Source organism: Streptomyces sp. NPDC051963 (genome assembly GCF_044593495.1).
GTDB lineage: Bacteria > Actinomycetota > Actinomycetes > Streptomycetales > Streptomycetaceae > Streptomyces.
The window spans coordinates 343,861-360,329 of sequence record NZ_JBIUCC010000002.1 but is presented as its reverse complement, the minus strand read 5'-3'; the positions used below and the strand labels follow the sequence as shown (position 1 = coordinate 360,329).

Annotated in this window: 12 protein-coding genes; 9 read left to right on the top strand and 3 right to left on the bottom strand. The window is 71.3% G+C overall.

Annotated elements, in window-relative coordinates:
• Positions 1 to 189: 189 nt before the first annotated feature.
• Entirely contained in the window at positions 190 to 1,386 is a 1,197-nt protein-coding gene (locus tag ACIHFB_RS08130; RefSeq protein ID WP_365278807.1) for an ROK family protein, read from the bottom strand.
• Between the two features lie 119 nt (positions 1,387 to 1,505).
• Here ACIHFB_RS08130 and ACIHFB_RS08125 point away from each other — a divergent pair, with 119 nt between their 5' ends.
• The 7 genes from ACIHFB_RS08125 (at position 1,506) to ACIHFB_RS08095 (ending at position 11,244) form a co-directional block, all read left to right on the top strand.
• Positions 1,506 to 2,957: an MGH1-like glycoside hydrolase domain-containing protein gene (locus ACIHFB_RS08125; RefSeq protein ID WP_400125919.1), complete on the top strand. Its 1,452-nt coding sequence runs from the start codon at positions 1,506 to 1,508 to the stop codon at positions 2,955 to 2,957.
• Positions 2,954 to 4,891 (top strand): glycogen debranching N-terminal domain-containing protein, encoded by a 1,938-nt coding sequence (locus ACIHFB_RS08120; RefSeq protein WP_365278813.1) that lies wholly within the window; start codon positions 2,954 to 2,956, stop codon positions 4,889 to 4,891. Before ACIHFB_RS08125 ends, ACIHFB_RS08120 begins: the two co-directional genes overlap by 4 nt.
• Positions 4,892 to 5,078: 187 nt before the next feature.
• On the top strand, positions 5,079 to 6,923 hold the full coding sequence (locus tag ACIHFB_RS08115; protein WP_400125917.1) for a CDP-alcohol phosphatidyltransferase: 1,845 nt from the start codon (positions 5,079 to 5,081) through the stop codon (positions 6,921 to 6,923).
• Positions 6,924 to 7,023: 100 nt separating this feature from the next.
• Complete coding sequence (locus tag ACIHFB_RS08110) at positions 7,024 to 8,247, top strand: FAD-dependent oxidoreductase (RefSeq protein WP_365278816.1); 1,224 nt, start codon at positions 7,024 to 7,026, stop codon at positions 8,245 to 8,247.
• A gap of 10 nt (positions 8,248 to 8,257) precedes the next feature.
• Positions 8,258 to 9,196 carry a sigma-70 family RNA polymerase sigma factor gene (locus ACIHFB_RS08105; RefSeq protein WP_365278818.1) on the top strand — a complete coding sequence of 313 codons (939 nt, stop codon included), beginning with the start codon at positions 8,258 to 8,260 and terminating at the stop codon, positions 9,194 to 9,196.
• 130 nt (positions 9,197 to 9,326) lie between these two features.
• Complete coding sequence (locus tag ACIHFB_RS08100; protein ID WP_365278821.1) at positions 9,327 to 9,872, top strand: helix-turn-helix domain-containing protein; 546 nt, start codon at positions 9,327 to 9,329, stop codon at positions 9,870 to 9,872.
• A 40-nt stretch (positions 9,873 to 9,912) separates the two neighbouring features.
• Entirely contained in the window at positions 9,913 to 11,244 is a 1,332-nt protein-coding gene (locus ACIHFB_RS08095; RefSeq protein WP_365278823.1) for an FAD-dependent oxidoreductase, read from the top strand.
• Positions 11,245 to 11,267: 23 nt separating this feature from the next.
• On the opposite strand, the gene dusB is transcribed toward ACIHFB_RS08095, so the two are convergent.
• On the bottom strand, positions 11,268 to 12,422 hold the full coding sequence (gene dusB, locus ACIHFB_RS08090; RefSeq protein ID WP_400125914.1) for a tRNA dihydrouridine synthase DusB: 1,155 nt from the start codon (positions 12,420 to 12,422) through the stop codon (positions 11,268 to 11,270).
• A 64-nt stretch (positions 12,423 to 12,486) separates the two neighbouring features.
• Here dusB and ACIHFB_RS08085 point away from each other — a divergent pair, with 64 nt between their 5' ends.
• The gene (locus ACIHFB_RS08085; RefSeq protein ID WP_365278828.1) at positions 12,487 to 13,938 is read left to right on the top strand and encodes an MFS transporter; all 1,452 of its coding nucleotides are present in this window, start codon (positions 12,487 to 12,489) and stop codon (positions 13,936 to 13,938) included.
• Positions 13,939 to 13,988: 50 nt separating this feature from the next.
• Here ACIHFB_RS08085 and ACIHFB_RS08080 read toward each other — a convergent pair whose 3' ends face one another.
• Positions 13,989 to 14,873, bottom strand: coding sequence for a helix-turn-helix transcriptional regulator (locus ACIHFB_RS08080; protein ID WP_365278831.1), 885 nt, complete (start codon positions 14,871 to 14,873; stop codon positions 13,989 to 13,991).
• 116 nt (positions 14,874 to 14,989) lie between these two features.
• Between ACIHFB_RS08080 and ACIHFB_RS08075 the strand changes: the two genes are divergently transcribed.
• A complete protein-coding gene (locus ACIHFB_RS08075) occupies positions 14,990 to 16,405 on the top strand; it encodes an MFS transporter (RefSeq protein WP_400126748.1) in 1,416 nt (471 codons plus the stop codon).
• Positions 16,406 to 16,469 lie beyond the last annotated feature (64 nt).

The following is a 16,469-nucleotide window of genomic DNA, read 5'->3' as shown; positions in this document are numbered from 1 at the left end:
ATCGATGAACGATCAAGGGGTGGCACTGAGTGCCACCCCTTGGAGAAGTGCAGCCGCTCAAGATCCGCTCATCTGAGCGCAACCCTTATCAAGGGTGGCGAGAATCACGCTGCCACAGGCGGCGGAATTTCACCATGCGGACGACATACGGACGGTCTGCGGACAGGTATCCGAACCGAAACGCGCTGCTTACATCCCGAGCGCCAGCAGACGCTCCTCCACCCGCTCGGGCGCGTACAGATACTCCACGACCAGCACCCCGGCCCCCACCAGCCCGGCCCGCTCACCGAGCCGTGAGGTCACGACGTCGAGGTGGGCGGTGGAGCGGGGCAGTGCCCGCTGGTACAGCAGCTCGCGCACGCCCGTGAGGAAGGGAGTTCCGGCCAGATCCCCGGCGATCATCAGAACCCCGGGGTTCAGCAGCGTCACGACCGTCGCCAGCACGTCCCCGACCGCGCGTCCGGCATCCCGCGCGAGCGCCGCCGCCTCCGGATGCCCGGACGCCAGCAGGTCCCGCACATCCGAGCCCGACGCCGCCGGCACCCCGGCCTCGGCCAGCCGCCGGGCCACGGCGCCACCGCTGGCGACGGCGGCCAGACAGCCGTACGAACCACACCGGCACAGCGCCTCCGCGCCCACCCGGATATGGCCGAGGTCGCCCGCGCCGCCGTCGACGCCGCGGTAGAGCGAGCCGTCGACCACGACGCCGGCGCCGATACCCGTCGACACCTTGACCAGCACGAAGGCCGAGCAGTCCGGGTATCCGGTGCGCTGTTCGCCGTACGCCATGAGGTTCGCGTCGTTGTCGACGAGTACCGGCACCGCGGCGGCACCCGTGTGCTCGGTGAAGGCCCTGGCGAGGCGGCCTCTTATGTCGTGGCCGTCCCAGCCGGGCATGATCGGCGGCTGGACGACGCGGCCGGTGTCGCTGTCGACGGGGCCGGGCACCGCGAGTCCGATCCCGCAGACCTCGCCGGCCTGATGCCCGGCCTTCTCCAGGAGCTCGGCGAACCAGTGGCCGAGCTCGCCGAGTACGGCGTCGGGGCCGTCCTCGATGACCAGCGTGCCGGAGTGCTCGGCGAGGATCTCGCCGGTGAGGGAGAGGACGGCGGCGCGGGCGTGCCGGGTGTCGAGGTCGGCGGAGAGGACGACCGCGTGCTCGTCGTCGAATTCGAGCGTGATCGAGGGGCGGCCGCCGAGCGGGGAGTCGACCGGGCCGCCGGCGCCCTCGCGCAGCCAGCCCGCGCGGAAGAGGCGGTCGAGACGCTGGCCGACGGTCGCGCGTGAGAGACCCGTCACCTGTTGGAGGGCACCGCGGGTCGTCGCTCGGCCGCTACGCACCAGTTCGAGCAGTTCTCCGGCGCTCGCCTGACTCCGACCGGCCATGCGCACCCCCTTGTGTTTCTCAAGCCTGCATTACATATTGAGTTTTGCGTGTTAAATAGACGTAACTCTACGGTAGCCACTGCCGAACTGGTCGGCCGGACGTCTTCGGGGAGCCCCGAGTGGATCGCACTGCCCAACTCACCGCACGCCCCACGCAGCGTGAGCTCGTATACGATCCGCCGCCCACGAAACCTTCGCTGCACCTCAGAGCCGTGCGCGTGCTGGAGGACAACTGGACCGGCACGAACACCGTGCCCTCGCGCAGCCTGTACCCGCACCAGTGGTCCTGGGACTCCGCGTTCATCGCGATCGGACTGCGGCACATCTCGCCGTTACGGGCGCAGACGGAGCTGGAGACGCTGCTCGACGCCCAGTGGGGCGACGGCCGGATCCCGCACATCGTCTTCAACCCTTCCGTGCCCCTCGACGCGTACTTCCCGAGCCCCGACTTCTGGCGCTCCTCGACCGCGGGGCGCGCTGCGGGCGCCCCGCGCACCGTACAGACGTCCGGCATCGTGCAGCCACCGGTGCACGCGCTGGCGGCCTGGCTGGTGCACCGCGCCGACCCCGGTCTGTCCCGGGCGCGCGGCTTCCTCTCCCGGGTGTATCCCCGGCTGGCCGCCTGGCATCGCTATCTGCTGCACCGGCGGGACCTGGGCGGGGGCTCTCTCGCGTCCGTCGTGCACCCGTGGGAGCAGGGCATGGACAACAGCCCCTGCTGGGACGCGCCGCTGAGCCGGATCACGCCCGCCTCCGCCCGCTCCTTCAGGCGCGCCGACCTCGACCACGGGGCGGCGGAGGACCGGCCGACCGATCTGGACTACGGACGGTATGTGCGGCTGGCGACGGACTACCGGGACGGGGGCTATCAGGACGGCGGAGGCCGGTTCGCCGTCGAGGACCCCGCGTTCAACGCGCTGCTCATCGCCTCGGAGCATGCGCTGGCCCGGATCGCGCACGAGCTGGGGGCGACGGGGACCGCCCGGCACGCGCGCGCGGAGCGGCTGACGGCGGCGCTGGTGGAGCGGCTGTGGGACCCGGCGGCGGGCATGTTCTTCTGCCGGGACGTACGGGACGGCACGACGGACGGCGCGACGGGCGGTGCGGCAAGCGGGGCCCTCATCCCCGAACGCAGCGTCTCCGGTCTCATCCCGCTGCTCCTGCCGACCCTCCCCCGCGAGATCGCCACGGCCCTCGTACGCACGCTCCACGGACCGCACTTCGGGGGCGGCACCCGCCTCGTCCCGTCGTACGACCTCCTGGGCGAGGCCTTCGATCCGCACCGCTACTGGCGCGGCCCCGCCTGGTTCAACACGAGCTGGCTGGTGGAGCGCGGACTGCGGGCGCACGGCGAGAGCGCGCGGGCCGACGCACTGCGGGCGGCGGTGCTGGACACCGCCGACACCTCCGACTTCGCCGAATACGTGGACCCGTACACCGGCGAGGCCTGCGGAGCCACCGGCTTCAGCTGGACCGCCGCGCTCACGCTCGACCTGCTGGACAGCGACACCTCGGCCGGCGACACCTCGGTCACGGCCATCGCGGCGATCAAGGGAGGGGACCGGGCATGACGGACCGGCATCATCTGCTCGTGCACGGCGGGACGTTCGCCGCCGTCGGCGACGGCGGCGACATCAGCGGCGTACGGGGCGGCAGTTCCCCGGACGGGTTGTTCGTGCGTGACGCCCGGCACCTCAGCCGCTGGCAGCTGACGGTCGACGGGGCCGTACCGGAAGCGCTCAGTCCCGTCGCCGACGGGGACACCGCGCGCTGTGTCCTGGTCCCGCGCGGCGGCCGCCAGGAGCCGCCCGCGTACACGATCTTCCGCGAACAGGCCGTCACCGACGGTGCGTTCGTCGAGTTGATCCGGGTGACCAGCAACCGTCCGGTGCCGACCACGGTCCGCCTCGCGGTCACCGCCGACGCCGACTTCACCGACCAGTTCGAGCTGCGCTCCGACCACCGTACATACGCCAAGATCGGCGCCACCCGCGCCCGTCAAGTCCTCGACGACGGCGTGGAGTTCACCTACCAGCGCGGTGAATGGCGCTCGCTGACGACGGTGACGGCAGAGCCCGTGCCGGATGCGGTCGAGGAGACCGGCACCGGCGCGCGACGCCTCGTATGGACCCTGGACCTGGAGCCGCACGGCACGGCGGAGCTGGCCCTGCGGGTGATGGCCCGTCCGCACGGCGACAAGAGGGCCCGCCGGGTACCCCGCTCCCCCGCCGCGGTGACCGACCAACTCCTCTCCCTGGAAGGCGAGTTCGTGGAGGGCGTGGCCTTCCCGACCGGCTGGCCGGAGCTGGCCGCGGCCTGTGCGCGCGGCCTCGCCGACCTGGCCGCGCTCCAGGTCCCGGCGGCGGGCCCGGACGGCGAGGAACTGCGCGTCCCGGCGGCCGGAGCGCCCTGGTTCCTGACGCTGCTGGGCAGGGACGCGCTGCTGACGTCCTTGTTCGCCCTCCCCTACCGCCCCCAGCTGGCCGCCGCCACCCTCCCCGCGCTCGCCGCGGCCCAGGCCACGGAGACCGGCGTGGGCTCGGTCGCCCAGCCCGGCAAGATCGTGCACGAGGTGCGCCACGGCGAGCTGGCGCACTTCGGGCAGGTGCCGTACGGGCGTTACTACGGCTCGGTGGACGCGACCCCGCTGTTCCTGGTCCTCCTCGGCGCGTATGTCGAGCACACGGGGGACACGGAGCTGGCCGGGCGCCTGGAGTCCCACGCCCGCGCGGCGGTCGGCTGGATGCTCGACCACGGCGGGCTCACCTCACGCGGCTATCTGGTGTACCGCGCCGACCAGGGCGGCCTCGCCAACCAGAACTGGAAGGACTCCCCCGGCGCCATCTGCTCGGCCGACGGCACCCGCGCCAGCGGCTCGGTGATGGCGGCGGGGGCCCAGGGCTATGCGTACGACGCGCTGCGCCGTACCGCGCTGCTGGCCCGCACCGTGTGGGACGACGAGGTGTACGCGGCTCTGCTGGAGCAGGCGGCGGGCGATCTGCGGGACCGTTTCCAGCGCGACTTCTGGATGCGGGACCGGTCCTTCCCGGCGCTCGCCCTGGACGGCGAGGGCCGCCATGTCGACGCGCTGGCCTCCGACGCCGGGCATCTGCTGTGGTCGGGGCTGCTCGACAAGGAGTACGGCGAGCTGGTCGGCCGGCGCCTGCTGGAACCGGACTTCTTCTCGGGCTGGGGCGTCCGTACGGTCGCCTCCGGCCAGCCTGCGTATCACCCGCTGTCGTATCACCGGGGTTCGGTGTGGCCGCATGACAACGCCCTGATCACCCTCGGTCTGGCCCGCTACGGCCTGCACGACGAGGCCCGTACCGTCGCCCACGCCCTGGTCGATGCCGCGACGGCGACCGGGCATCGTCTGCCCGAGGTTCTGGCGGGCTACGGCCGGGACACCCACGCGGAGCCGGTGCCGTATCCGCATGCGTGTGTGCGGGAATCTCGCTCGGCGGCGGCGCCATTGGCGCTGCTCACGGCGGTTGGGGGTGCGTAGTCGCTCCGCGGGGGCTCGTTGTTGACTGCGGGTGCATGGGGGCTGGTCGCGCAGTTCCCCGCGCCCCTTCGGGGCGCGGTTGTTTGCCGGGTGTTTGCCTAGTGCTGGGCGAAATGGCTGAACACCGGCCGGAGGCGGACCGTACGGGATGACACCAGATCCTGGGCCTCGCACGGAAGGACTTCGGGTGCCCGTCTTCACGCGCCAACGTCACCTGCCTGCTACGACCGACGAGCCGGCGCCCGCCGACGGCGAGAACGCCCCTGAGGGGCCACCCGCACCCGACGACGAAAGCAGCACGGGGGGTGCGGGTGGGAACGAAAATGCCGAAGGCGAAGCCGAGGCCACCAAGCCACGAACCCTCCGCACACGAATCGCGACCTGGCCCTCCCGCCACCCCACCGCCGCCCGCAACCTCGGCTGGACCACGACCGCCCTCGCCGCACTCCTGGTCATAGCCGCGCTCCTCCTCCCGAACGCATGGCCGGCACTGCGCCCGAACAGGTTCCTGCGCCTGCCTGCGGAGGCGATCGTCGGCGCGGTCATCCTGCTCAGCCTGCCGCGCCGCCCCCGCACGGCACTCGCCGCGGTGTCCGGTGTGGCCCTCGGTGTGCTGACCGTTCTGAACTTCCTCGACATGGGGTTCCGGGAGTACCTCGGCCGGGGCTTCAACCTGGTGCTGGACTGGGAGTTGCTGGACGACGCGCAGTCGTACATGGCGGACTCGATGGGCGGTACGGTCGCGGCGGTCGCCGCCATCGCAGTCGTACTCCTCGTCGTGGCCCTGCTCGTCGTGATGGCGCTGGCGACGGTCAGGGTCGCCGACTTCCTCGCCCGGAACGCCTCGGTCGCCTCGCGCGGCACGCTGATCGCGGGCACCGTCTGGATCCTGTGCGCGGCGCTCGGCATCCAGATATCGGGCATGCCGGTCGCCGCCGACCGCACCGTGGACACATTGAAGATGCAGGTGCGGCGGGTGCAGGACACGCTGCGGGACGAGGCGGCGTTCGCGAAGGAGGCCAAGGCGGACACGTTCGGCGGTACGCCGGGCAGTCAGCTGGTGCCGGACCTGCGGGGCAAGGACGTCATCTTCACCTTCATCGAGAGCTACGGCCGCAGTGCGATCGAGGACCCGATCATGGCGCCCGGCGTGGACAAGACGCTCGACACGAGCACCGAGGCTCTGGCGAAGGCCGGCTTCCATGCGAAGAGCGGCTGGCTGACGTCGGCGACCTACGGCGGCAGCAGCTGGCTCGGCCACTCCTCGTTCCTGTCCGGCCTGTGGATCGACAACCAGCAGCGCTTCCGCACCGTCATGGCCAGCGACCGCCTCTCCCTCACCAAGGCGTTCCAGAAGACCGGCGCGTGGGACACGGTCGGCGTCATGCCCGGCATCCAGAAGGGCTGGCCGGAGCAGCAGTACTACGGCCTGGACAAGGTCTACAACGCCTTCCAACTCGGCTATCAGGGACCGAAGTTCAGCTGGTCGACGATGCCGGACCAGTACGCCCTGGAGGCCTTCCAGCGCCAGGTGCACGGCAAGAAGCGCGACAAGCCGCTGATGTCGGAGGTGATCCTGACCTCCAGCCACCAGCCGTGGTCACCGATCCCGAAGATGGTCGGCTGGGACGAGCTGGGCGACGGCTCGATCTTCGACGGCATCCAGAAGGCGGGCACCAACCCGTCGTCCGTCATGGCCGACAGCACCAAGTCACGTGAGGAGTACGGCAAGTCCATCCAGTACTCGGTCACGTCACTCACCCAGTGGCTGGAGCGCTACGGCAGCGACGACACCGTCATGGTCTTCCTCGGCGACCACCAGCCGATCGCCCGGGTCAGCGGCGACAACGCCAGCCGGGACGTCCCGGTGTCGATCGTCGCCAAGGACCCGAAGGTCCTCGACAAGATCTCGTCCTGGAACTGGACCGACGGCCTCAAGCCCGCCCACAACGCCCCCGTCTGGAAGATGAACGCCTTCCGCGACCGCTTCCTGCTGGCCTACGGCTCGACGCCGCACCCGACGAAGAACTGACGACGTTCCCGGTCCGGTGACCCAGCTCACACCGGGCTTCTGTCAGGAATCGCTGCGCTGTCCCGCTCAAGGGTCAAACGATTCAGACGGGAGCCACACCATGAAGCACCGCATCCTCGTCCTCGGCGCCGGATACGCCGGGGCCTTCGCCGCCGGGAACCTGGCCCGCCGCCTCTCGCCCGCCGACACCGAGATCACCGTCGTCAACGCCGAGCCGGTCTTCGTCGAGCGGATGCGCATGCACCAGCTCGCGGCGGGCCGGGAACTCGCGACCTTGCGCCTCGCCGACGTGTTCGCGGGCACCGGGGCACGGCTGCGCGTGGCGCGTGTCACCGCCGTGGACGCGCAGCGCAGGACCGTCGCCGTGACCGGCGAGGGCGGTGACGACGAGCTCGGCTACGACACGCTGCTGTACACGCTCGGCAGCCGGGTCGCCGACCACGGTGTCCCCGGTGTGGCCGAGCACGCCTTCGACGTCGCGGGACGGCCCTCGGCGCTGCGGCTGCGCGAGCGCCTCGACCGGCTCGACACTCTGGGCGGAGGCGGCGCCGTGCTGGTCGTCGGCGAGGGCCTGACCGGCATCGAGACCGCGACCGAGCTCGCCGAGTCGCGTCCCGGTCTTTCCGTGGCGCTCGCCGCCCGCGGTGAGCTGGGAGCCTGGCTCTCCCCGGGGGCCCGGCGCCACCTGCGGGAGGCGTTCGACCGGCTGGGCATCACCGTCCACGAGCACACCCGTATCGAGGGAGTGGGGGCGACGAGCGCGGTCGGTTCGGACGGCACCTCCTTCCCGGCCGACGCGACCGTGTGGACGGCCGGGTTCGCCGTCGACCCCATCGCGGCCGCCGCCGGTCTGGAGGTCACCGGGGAAGGGCGGATCGTCGTCGACGACTCCATGCGCTCGGTCTCGCACCCGGACGTCTACGCCGCGGGCGACGTCGCGTACGCGATCGGCGACAACGGCAGGCCGCTGCCGATGTCCTGCGCCTCGGCGGGGTACACCAACATGCAGGCGACCGACGCGATCGTGGCACGGCTGACCGGACGCGCGGTTCCGAGGGGCAAGAAGACGTACGTCGGCAACCACATCAGCCTCGGGCGGTTCGACGCGATCTTCCAGATGGTCGACGGCGACGTACGGGCGAAGTCCTGGTTCGTGGGCGGCCGGAAGGCCGCGCGGCTCAAGGCGAGCATCCTCAGGGGCAGCCTGTGGGCCACCGCGCACCCGACCTTCGGCATGCCGAAGCGCAAGCGCCACGTGACCCCCGGCACAACGGCTCCCGACGCCACGGCCGTTGCCCACGCGCCCGAGAATGCCGCCGCATAAAGTCGACCGCATGGAGAGCACCGCCACCGATCGCTTCGAGGCCGGCCGGGCCCGGCTGGCCTCGCTCGCGTACCGTCTGCTCGGCTCGGCATCCGACGCCGAGGACGTCGTGCAGGACGCGTACCTGCGCTGGCACGCCGCCGACCGGGAGCGGATCGAGGTGCCGGAGGCGTGGCTGACCAAGGTCGTCACCAACCTGTGCCTGGACCGGCTCCGCTCGGCACCGGTGCGCCGCGAACGCGCGGCGGGAGCCTGGATGCCCGAGCCGCTTCTCGACGGCGACCCGATGCTCGGCCCGGCCGACACCTTCGAGCAGCGCGAATCGGTGTCGCTCGCCGTCCTGACCCTGATGGAGCGGCTCTCACCGGTCGAACGGGCCGTCTACGTCCTGCGCGAGGCGTTCTCCTACCCCCACTCCGAGATCGCCGGGATCCTCGACATCTCGGAGTCCGCGAGCCAGCAGCACGTCCACCGGGCCCGGCGCCGGGTCGCGGCCGCACGCCGCGGCGGCGGTGAGGTGGACCCGGCGTCCGCGCGCAAGGTCCTGGAGGAGTTCCTCGCCGCCGCGTCCTCGGGTCGTACCGAACGTCTGGTGGCACTCCTCACCGACGACGCGACCGCGGTCTCCGACGGCGCGGGACTCGCCAGGACGCTGTGGCGCTACGAGACCCCCGAGCGCATCGCCACCTTGATGCGGACCGCCTTCAAACCGACTCCCGCGAAGCGGCGCCTGGCCGGCGGCTCGCCCACCATCCACCTCGGGCAGGTCAACGGCTGGCCCGCCGTGCTCGCCGTGCTCGACGACCGGGTCGTGGGCGCTGTGGCGTTCGAGATCAGTGACGGCAAGGTGGCGGCGGTGCACGGCTTCGCCGCCACGGAACGGCTCGCCCGCCTCACCGAGATGTGGCCGCTGCACGAACCCGACGCGCCGGTCATCGGCCAGTGGTAAGCGGCGCCTCCGTCACCCCGAACCGAGAACCTCAGTAGCCACCGCACCCCCGTGGACGCCCTGTCGCGTCAATCCACTGATGCACTTTTGCTTCAAGTGAGGCATTATTGCGTCAGAAGGAAGGGATGGTGTGCCGGTGCGTACGGACATGGACGCGGTGCTGGAGCGGGCGATTCGGGTGATCGCGGAGGACCGCGGGGCGTCGATGGGAGACCTCGCCGCGCGGGTGGGGGTGTCGCGGGCGACGCTGACGCGGCTGTTCTCGACCCGCGAGGGGATGATCGACGCGATGGGCCGCAGGATCCTCGCCCACTGCGAGGAGGCCCTCGAAGAGGCCCGCCTGGACGAGGCGCCGGTCGACGAGGCCCTGGCCGTGCTGGTGCGGAACTACGACGTGCTCGCCCAGCTGTGGTCCGTGGTCTACGTGGAGGCGGACGTGCTCGGCGTGGCCGAGCTGAGCGATGCCGCGGACGCGGTCGTGGAACGCATCACCGCCTTCGTCGTCCGCGGCCAGGGCGAGGGCCTGTTCCGCACGGACATGCCGGCGGCCTGGCTCGCCTCCACCCTGTGCTCGCTGGCCGAGTGCGCCTGGGAACTCGTCGGCGAGGGCGTCATGGGTGAACGCCAGGCCCCGGACTACCTCAGCAAGCTCCTCCTCGACGGTGCACGGTCCTGACCGCTCAGTCCCCCGTCGGCATCCACAAGGAGAGAAGGACATGACCGCAATGACCAGACGCTGGTTCCTGACCGCCACCGGAGCGGCCGTCGCCGCCGGTGCGACATCCTCGTGCGGCACCACCGGGACCGACGGCAGCGGGTCGCACGACAGCTCCGTGCCCGAGCCGGTCGCCTCCCTGCGCACGTCCTGGTCGACCGACCCGTTCGCACTCGGCTCCTACTCGTACCTCGCCCCCAGCCCGCTCGGGCCGTCCGTACGCGAAAAGCTCGCCGCCCCCGTCGGGCGCCTGCACTTCGCCGGTGAGGCAACCTCCGCCGAGGCGCCGGCCACCCAGGCCGGAGCCCTGCTCAGCGGGCGCAGGGCAGCCGCCGAGATCATCAAGGCGGCACGCCCCGGCGAACACGTGGTCGTCGTCGGCTCCGGGTTCTCCGGCCTCGGCTGCGCACGCGCCCTGACCGACGCCGGCGTGCGCGTCACCGTCCTGGAGGGCCGCGACCGTATCGGCGGCCGGACCTGGACCGAGCGCCTCGACGGCATCCCGGCCGAGATGGGCGCCTCCTGGATCCACGGGCACGAGGGAAACCCGCTCACCGAGCTCCTGCGCGAAACCGGCGGACGCTCCTATCCGTTCGACTACGACAACTCGGTCGGCCAGGACGAGGACGCGCTGGCCGAACTCGACACCTGTCTGGCGAAGGCCGAGGACGTCGAAGACCCCGACACCACCCCCTACTCCGCCCTTCTGCCCCGCAAGATGTCACCGGCGCTGCGCTACGCGGCCAGCTCCGTCCTGGTCCAGGAGTACGGCGCCGAACCCGAGGACCTCGCCGTCGCCGCCGACGAGGAAGGCACGGGCGGCAGCGGCAGCGACTTCCTGCTGCCCGACGGCTACGACCGTCTCCTCGCCCATGTCCGCGGCAGCATCCCCGTACAGACCGGCGCGGTCGTCACCCGCGTCGCCCGCGGCACCGACGGTGTGACGGTCGCCCTCGCCGGCGGCGAAGTCGTCCGAGCCGACCGGTGCGTCGTCACCGTCCCGATCGGTGTCCTGAAGGCCGAGAAGATCACCTTCGAACCGGCACTGCCCGACGGCAAGCGCGAGGCCATCGCCGCCCTGGGATCCGGGCTCCTCGACAAGCTCTGGCTCCGGTTCCCGTCCGTCTTCTGGGACAGGAAGGCCGACGTGATCGAATGGTTCGACCACACCGACCCCGGCCGCTGGTCCCTGTGGGTCAACGGATACCGGGCCTTCGGCAAGCCCGTCCTGCTCGGCTTCAACGCCGGCCGCCCCGCCCACGACCACGCCCGTCTCACCGACCGCCAGGTCATCGACAGCGCCATGGACGCCCTGCGCCGCATGCACGCCTGACGGCTGGACCGAAGGGGGCCGCCTCAGCCCCCGGACGTGTCCAGCTCCGCGTCCTCGCTGATGCCGGCGCAGTCGTACGGGTCCTTCAGCCAGCCGTCCGGGAGGACCACGCGGTTGTTTCCGGACGTACGGCCGCGGGGGCCGTCGGCGCCGGACGGCCAGGGCTGGTCGAGGTCCAACTCGTCGAGGCCCGAGCGGAGTTCGTCGAGGGACGACGTGATCGCGAGACGCTTGCGCATCTCGGAGCCGACCGCGAAGCCCTTCAGGTACCAGGCGACGTGCTTGCGGAAGTCGATGACACCGCGCGCCTCGTCGCCGATCCACTCGCCGAGGAGGGTGGCGTGCCGGACCATGACGTCGGCGACCTCGCGGAGCCCCGGCCGCGCGATGGCGTCGCCGCGCCCCTCGAAGACCGCCACCAGGTCCGCGAACAACCACGGACGGCCGAGGCATCCACGCCCCACGACCACCCCGTCGCAGCCCGTCTCCCGCACCATCCGCACCGCGTCCTCGGCCGACCAGATGTCGCCGTTGCCGAGCACCGGGATCTCCGGCACATGCTCCTTGAGGCGGGCGATCGCGTCCCAGTCCGCCGTACCGCCGTAGTGCTGTGCGGCGGTGCGGCCGTGCAGTGCGATGGCCGTCACGCCCTCCTCGACGGCGATACGCCCGGCGTCGAGGTAGGTGATGTGGTCGTCGTCGATGCCCTTGCGCATCTTCATCGTGACCGGGAGGTCACCGGCGCCGCTCACCGCCTCGCGGAGGATCGCGCGGAGCAGGTGGCGCTTGTACGGGAGCGCCGAACCGCCGCCCTTGCGCGTCACCTTCGGGACCGGGCAGCCGAAGTTCAGGTCGATGTGGTCGGCGAGGCCCTCCTCCGCGATCATGCGGACGGCCTTGCCGACGGTCGACGGGTCGACGCCGTACAGCTGGATCGAGCGCGGCTTCTCGGTCGCGTCGAAGTGGATCAGCTGCATGGTCTTCTCGTTGCGCTCGACCAGCGCCCGGGTCGTGATCATCTCGCTCACGAACAAGCCCTTGCCGCCGCTGAACTCCCGGCACAGCGTGCGGAAGGGCGCGTTGGTGATCCCCGCCATCGGTGCCAGCACGACGGGCGGCTGGACGGAGTGCGGACCGATGTTCAGGGTCGAGTTCATCGTGGACGTGGGCGTGGGCATCCACCCATTCTCACGTACCGAAAGGGGTGCGGCGAAACTCGTTAGTTAGGCGTACTATTCACACATGCCCGAGCTCAGCCCCCGCCGCCGCATGCTGGTGCTCGCGATCTGCTGTATGAGCCTGCTGATCGTGAGCCTCGACAACACCATCCTCAACGTGGCCCTGCCCTCGATGCAGCGGGAGCTGCACGCCAGCACGGCGGGCCTCCAGTGGACGATCGACGCCTACACGCTGGTGCTGGCCTCGCTGCTGATGCTCGCGGGCTCCACCGCCGACCGGATCGGCCGCAGGCGCGTCTTCATGGCGGGCCTCGTCATCTTCACGATCGGCTCGGCGCTGTGCTCGATCGCGCCGAACCTCGAGGCGCTGGTCGCGTTCCGCATGGTGCAGGCGGTCGGCGGTTCCATGCTCAACCCGGTCGCCATGTCGATCATCACCAACACCTTCACCGACCCGCGCGAACGCGCCCGCGCGATCGGGGTGTGGGGCGGAGTCATCGGCATTTCGATGGCCGCTGGCCCGGTCGTCGGCGGACTGCTCGTGGAGTCGGTCGGCTGGCGGTCGATCTTCTGGGTCAACCTGCCGGTCGGCCTGGCCGCGCTCCTGCTGACCCTGCGCTACGTCCCCGAGTCCCGCGCCCCCAAGGCCCGCCGCCCCGACCCGGTCGGCCAGCTCCTGGTCATGGCGCTGTTCGGCTGCGCCACGTACGGGATCATCGAGGCGCCGAACTCCGGATTCGCCGCCGTGCTGCCGTTCGCGGTGGTCGCGGGCGCGGCGCTGATCGGCATCCTCTGGTACGAACCCCGGCGCGCCGAACCCCTCATCGATCTGCGGTTCTTCCGGTCGGCGCCGTTCAGTGGGGCGACCGTGATCGCGATCAGCGCGTTCGCCGCGCTGGGCGGGTTCCTGTTCCTGTCGACGCTGTATCTGCAGAACGTGCGGGGGCTGGACGCGCTGCACGCGGGACTGTGGATGCTGCCGATGGCCGCGCCGACGCTGCTGTGCGCTCCGCTGGCGGGGCGGTTGGTCGGGAACCGGGGGCCGCGGTTGCCGTTGCTGATCGCGGGGGTGGCCATGACGGCCAGCGCGCTGCTGTTCGCCGTGTTCGACGCGGAGACATCCGATGTGACGCTGTTCCTGGGTTACGTCCTGTTCGGTATCGGGTTCGGGTTCGTCAACGCACCGATCACGAACACGGCCGTCTCCGGTATGCCGCGGGCTCAGGCCGGCGTGGCCGCCGCCGTTGCCTCGACCAGCCGTCAGTTGGGGCAGACGCTCGGCGTCGCGGTGGTGGGAGCTGTGCTGGCCACGGGCGTGGGGGCGTCGTCGTACAAAGCTGCGTTTGTGTCGGCTGCCGTGCCGGGGTGGTGGATTCTCACCGGGTGTGGGCTGGCTGTGCTGGTGCTGGGGGCGGTGACCAGTGGGCGGTGGGCTCGGGGGACTGCTGAGCGTACGGCTGAGAGGTTGTCGTCTTTTGAAGTGCGTCAGACCGTAGGGGTTTCTGAGCGTCGGTGACTGCGGGTCCGTTGTGGCTGGTCGCGCAGTTCCCCGCGCCCCTAGGGGCGTCACCTCGCCTGCGCTACTTTGTGCAGCTTCTCCAGTCGTTGCCTCGACTCCTCGTCCGCCGGGGCGTACGTCACCATCCGCGACCCCTGAGCCGGGCCCAGCCACAAGTCCGTGTGGTCCACCGTGATCCGGCCGACGTGGGCGTTGTCGAACTCCTTGCGTTTGCCGCGTACGGAGAGGACCTCGTGGCGGTCCCAGGCCGTGCGGAACTCCGGGGACTCGGCGCTCAGGCGCTTGAGGAGCATCTTCCAGGCGGGCTCGGCGAGGTTGCCGGCCATGGAGCCGCGGAAGCGGGCGGCCATGAGGCGCTGGGTCTCCTCCAGGTGGACGATCGACGAGCGCCAGTCCTCGTTGGTGAAGCAGAGGATCATGCAGTTGCGGTCCTCGGGCGGGATCGCGTCCAGGTCGCAGAGGAGCAGGCCGTAGGTGCGGTTGTAGGCGAGGATGTCGTAGCGGCTGTTCTGGAGGCAGGCCGGCATCGGCTCGAGTTGCTCCAGTACCGCACGGAGTGCGGGGGTGACCGACGAGCAGGTGGTCGCCGGGGTCGGGTCGACGGCGCCGGCGAGCTGGAAGAGGTGGCCGCGCTCACTCGGGTCGAGGAGAAGGGTGCGAGCCAGGGCGTCCAGGACCTGGACGGAGACCTGGATGTCACGGGCCTGTTCGAGCCACGTGTACCAGGTGACGCCGACGGCGGAGAGCTGGGCGACCTCCTCGCGGCGCAGGCCCGGCGTGCGGCGTCGGCGGCCGCGGTCCAGGCCGACCTGCTCGGGGGCGATGTGCTCGCGGCGATGGCGGAGGAAGGCGGCGAGTTCATGCCGGCGGATCTCCGCTTCGCGGGTCGCCTGGGGCTGTCGTACCGGCGTCTCCTGGGCCATCGTCGTCATACCTCCAGCCTGCCGCCTCGCGGACCCTGTTGCCAGGTAGTGCTACTACCAGGACAAGAAGACTCTGGTACCAGTCTGAGCGCGCGCGCAAGCTCATCTTCGTGACCGAAACCACGATGTCAACCACCACGGTCCGCTCCCCCGCCGCGTCACCCGTACTCGGCGGTCTCGGACTCTTCACGGTGCTGCTCGGTGCGGCACTTCCGCTCATCGACTTCTTCATCGTCAACGTCGCCCTGCCGACCATCGGCCGGGACCTGGCGGCGAGCGAGTCCGTCCTGGAGCTCGTCGTCTCCGGGTACGGAGTCGCGTACGCCGTCCTGCTCGTCCTCGGCGGCCGGCTGGGCGATCTCTTCGGCCGGCGCCGTCTCTTCCTGGGCGGCATGGCGGCCTTCGGGCTGACCTCGCTGGCCTGCGGGCTAGCGCCCACCGCCTGGACGCTGGTCGCGGCCCGGGTCGCGCAGGGCATGGCGTCCGCGGCGATGCTGCCGCAGGTGCTGGCCACGATCCAGGCGGCGACGTCGGGGCCGCGCCGGGCGAAGGCCATGGGCCTGTACGGCGCGACGGCCGGCCTGGCCATGGTGGCGGGCCAGATCCTCGGCGGCGTCCTCGTGTCCGCGGACATCGCGGGCACCGGCTGGCGCTCGGTGTTCCTGGTGAACGTGCCCGTGGTGCTGGTCGGCCTGGTGCTGGCCGCCCGTACCGTCCCGGAGACCCGCTCGCAGCGCCCCGAGCCGGTGGACATACCCGGCACGGTCCTGCTCGCCGCCTCCCTGCTCGCGCTGCTGGTCCCGCTCACCGAGGGCAGGACGGCGGGCTGGCCGCTGTGGACGTGGCTGTCGCTGGCCGCCTTCCCGCTGCTGGCGGGCGCCTTCTACGCGGTGGAGCGCCGGGCGGACCGTCAGGGCCGTACGCCACTCGTGCCCCCGAGCCTGCTCGCGCTCACGTCGTTGCGGCGCGGGCTGGTGCTGCTGGTCCCGCTCTCCATCGGCTTCAGCGGCTTCATGTTCGTGATCGCGGTGGCGCTCCAGCGGGGCGCGGGCCTCGGCCCGGTCCAGGCGGGACTCGCGCTGGCCCCGTTCGCGGTGGTGTTCTTCCTCACCTCACTCGCCGGGCCGCGGCTGGTCGCCCGGTACGGCACGCGCGTGGTGACGGCGGGTGCCGCGCTCCAGGCGGTGGGTGTGGGGCTGATGGCGCTGGCCGCGTGGCGTTCCTGGCCGGACCTCGGCATCGTCGAACTGCTCCCCGGGGCGGCGCTCGCCGGAGCGGGCCAGGCCCTCCAGCTCCCGATCATCTTCCGGGTCGTCCTCTCCGAGGTGCCGGCCGTCCGCGCGGGTGTCGGCGGCGGCGTGATGATCACCACCCAGCAGACGTCACTGGCACTGGGCGTCGCCACCCTCGGCACGCTCTTCCTCTCCCTCGTCCCGGGCTTCGGCATGCGAGACGCGCTGGTCACGACGTTGGCGGTGCAGCTGGTGGGGGTTGCGCTGACCGGGCTGCTGAGCCTGCGACTGCCGCGGACGATCGGCTGAGCGGGACACAGCTTGCCCAACTCAATGTGAAGGACCCCCTGTTGATGTTGGTCTTGCTGCACAC

What these genes read in the sequence shown, in the direction of transcription:
- ACIHFB_RS08130 (WP_365278807.1), bottom strand. Translation starts at nt 1,386, where the DNA reads ATGGCCGGTCGGAGTCAGGCGAGCGCCGGAGAACTGCTCGAACTGGTG.
- ACIHFB_RS08120 (WP_365278813.1), top strand. Translation starts at nt 2,954, where the DNA reads ATGACGGACCGGCATCATCTGCTCGTGCACGGCGGGACGTTCGCCGCC.
- ACIHFB_RS08110 (WP_365278816.1), top strand. Translation starts at nt 7,024, where the DNA reads ATGAAGCACCGCATCCTCGTCCTCGGCGCCGGATACGCCGGGGCCTTC.
- ACIHFB_RS08105 (WP_365278818.1), top strand. Translation starts at nt 8,258, where the DNA reads ATGGAGAGCACCGCCACCGATCGCTTCGAGGCCGGCCGGGCCCGGCTG.
- ACIHFB_RS08095 (WP_365278823.1), top strand. Translation starts at nt 9,913, where the DNA reads ATGACCGCAATGACCAGACGCTGGTTCCTGACCGCCACCGGAGCGGCC.
- dusB (WP_400125914.1), bottom strand. Translation starts at nt 12,422, where the DNA reads ATGCCCACGCCCACGTCCACGATGAACTCGACCCTGAACATCGGTCCG.
- ACIHFB_RS08085 (WP_365278828.1), top strand. Translation starts at nt 12,487, where the DNA reads ATGCCCGAGCTCAGCCCCCGCCGCCGCATGCTGGTGCTCGCGATCTGC.
- ACIHFB_RS08080 (WP_365278831.1), bottom strand. Translation starts at nt 14,873, where the DNA reads ATGACGACGATGGCCCAGGAGACGCCGGTACGACAGCCCCAGGCGACC.
- ACIHFB_RS08075 (WP_400126748.1), top strand. Translation starts at nt 14,990, where the DNA reads ATGTCAACCACCACGGTCCGCTCCCCCGCCGCGTCACCCGTACTCGGC.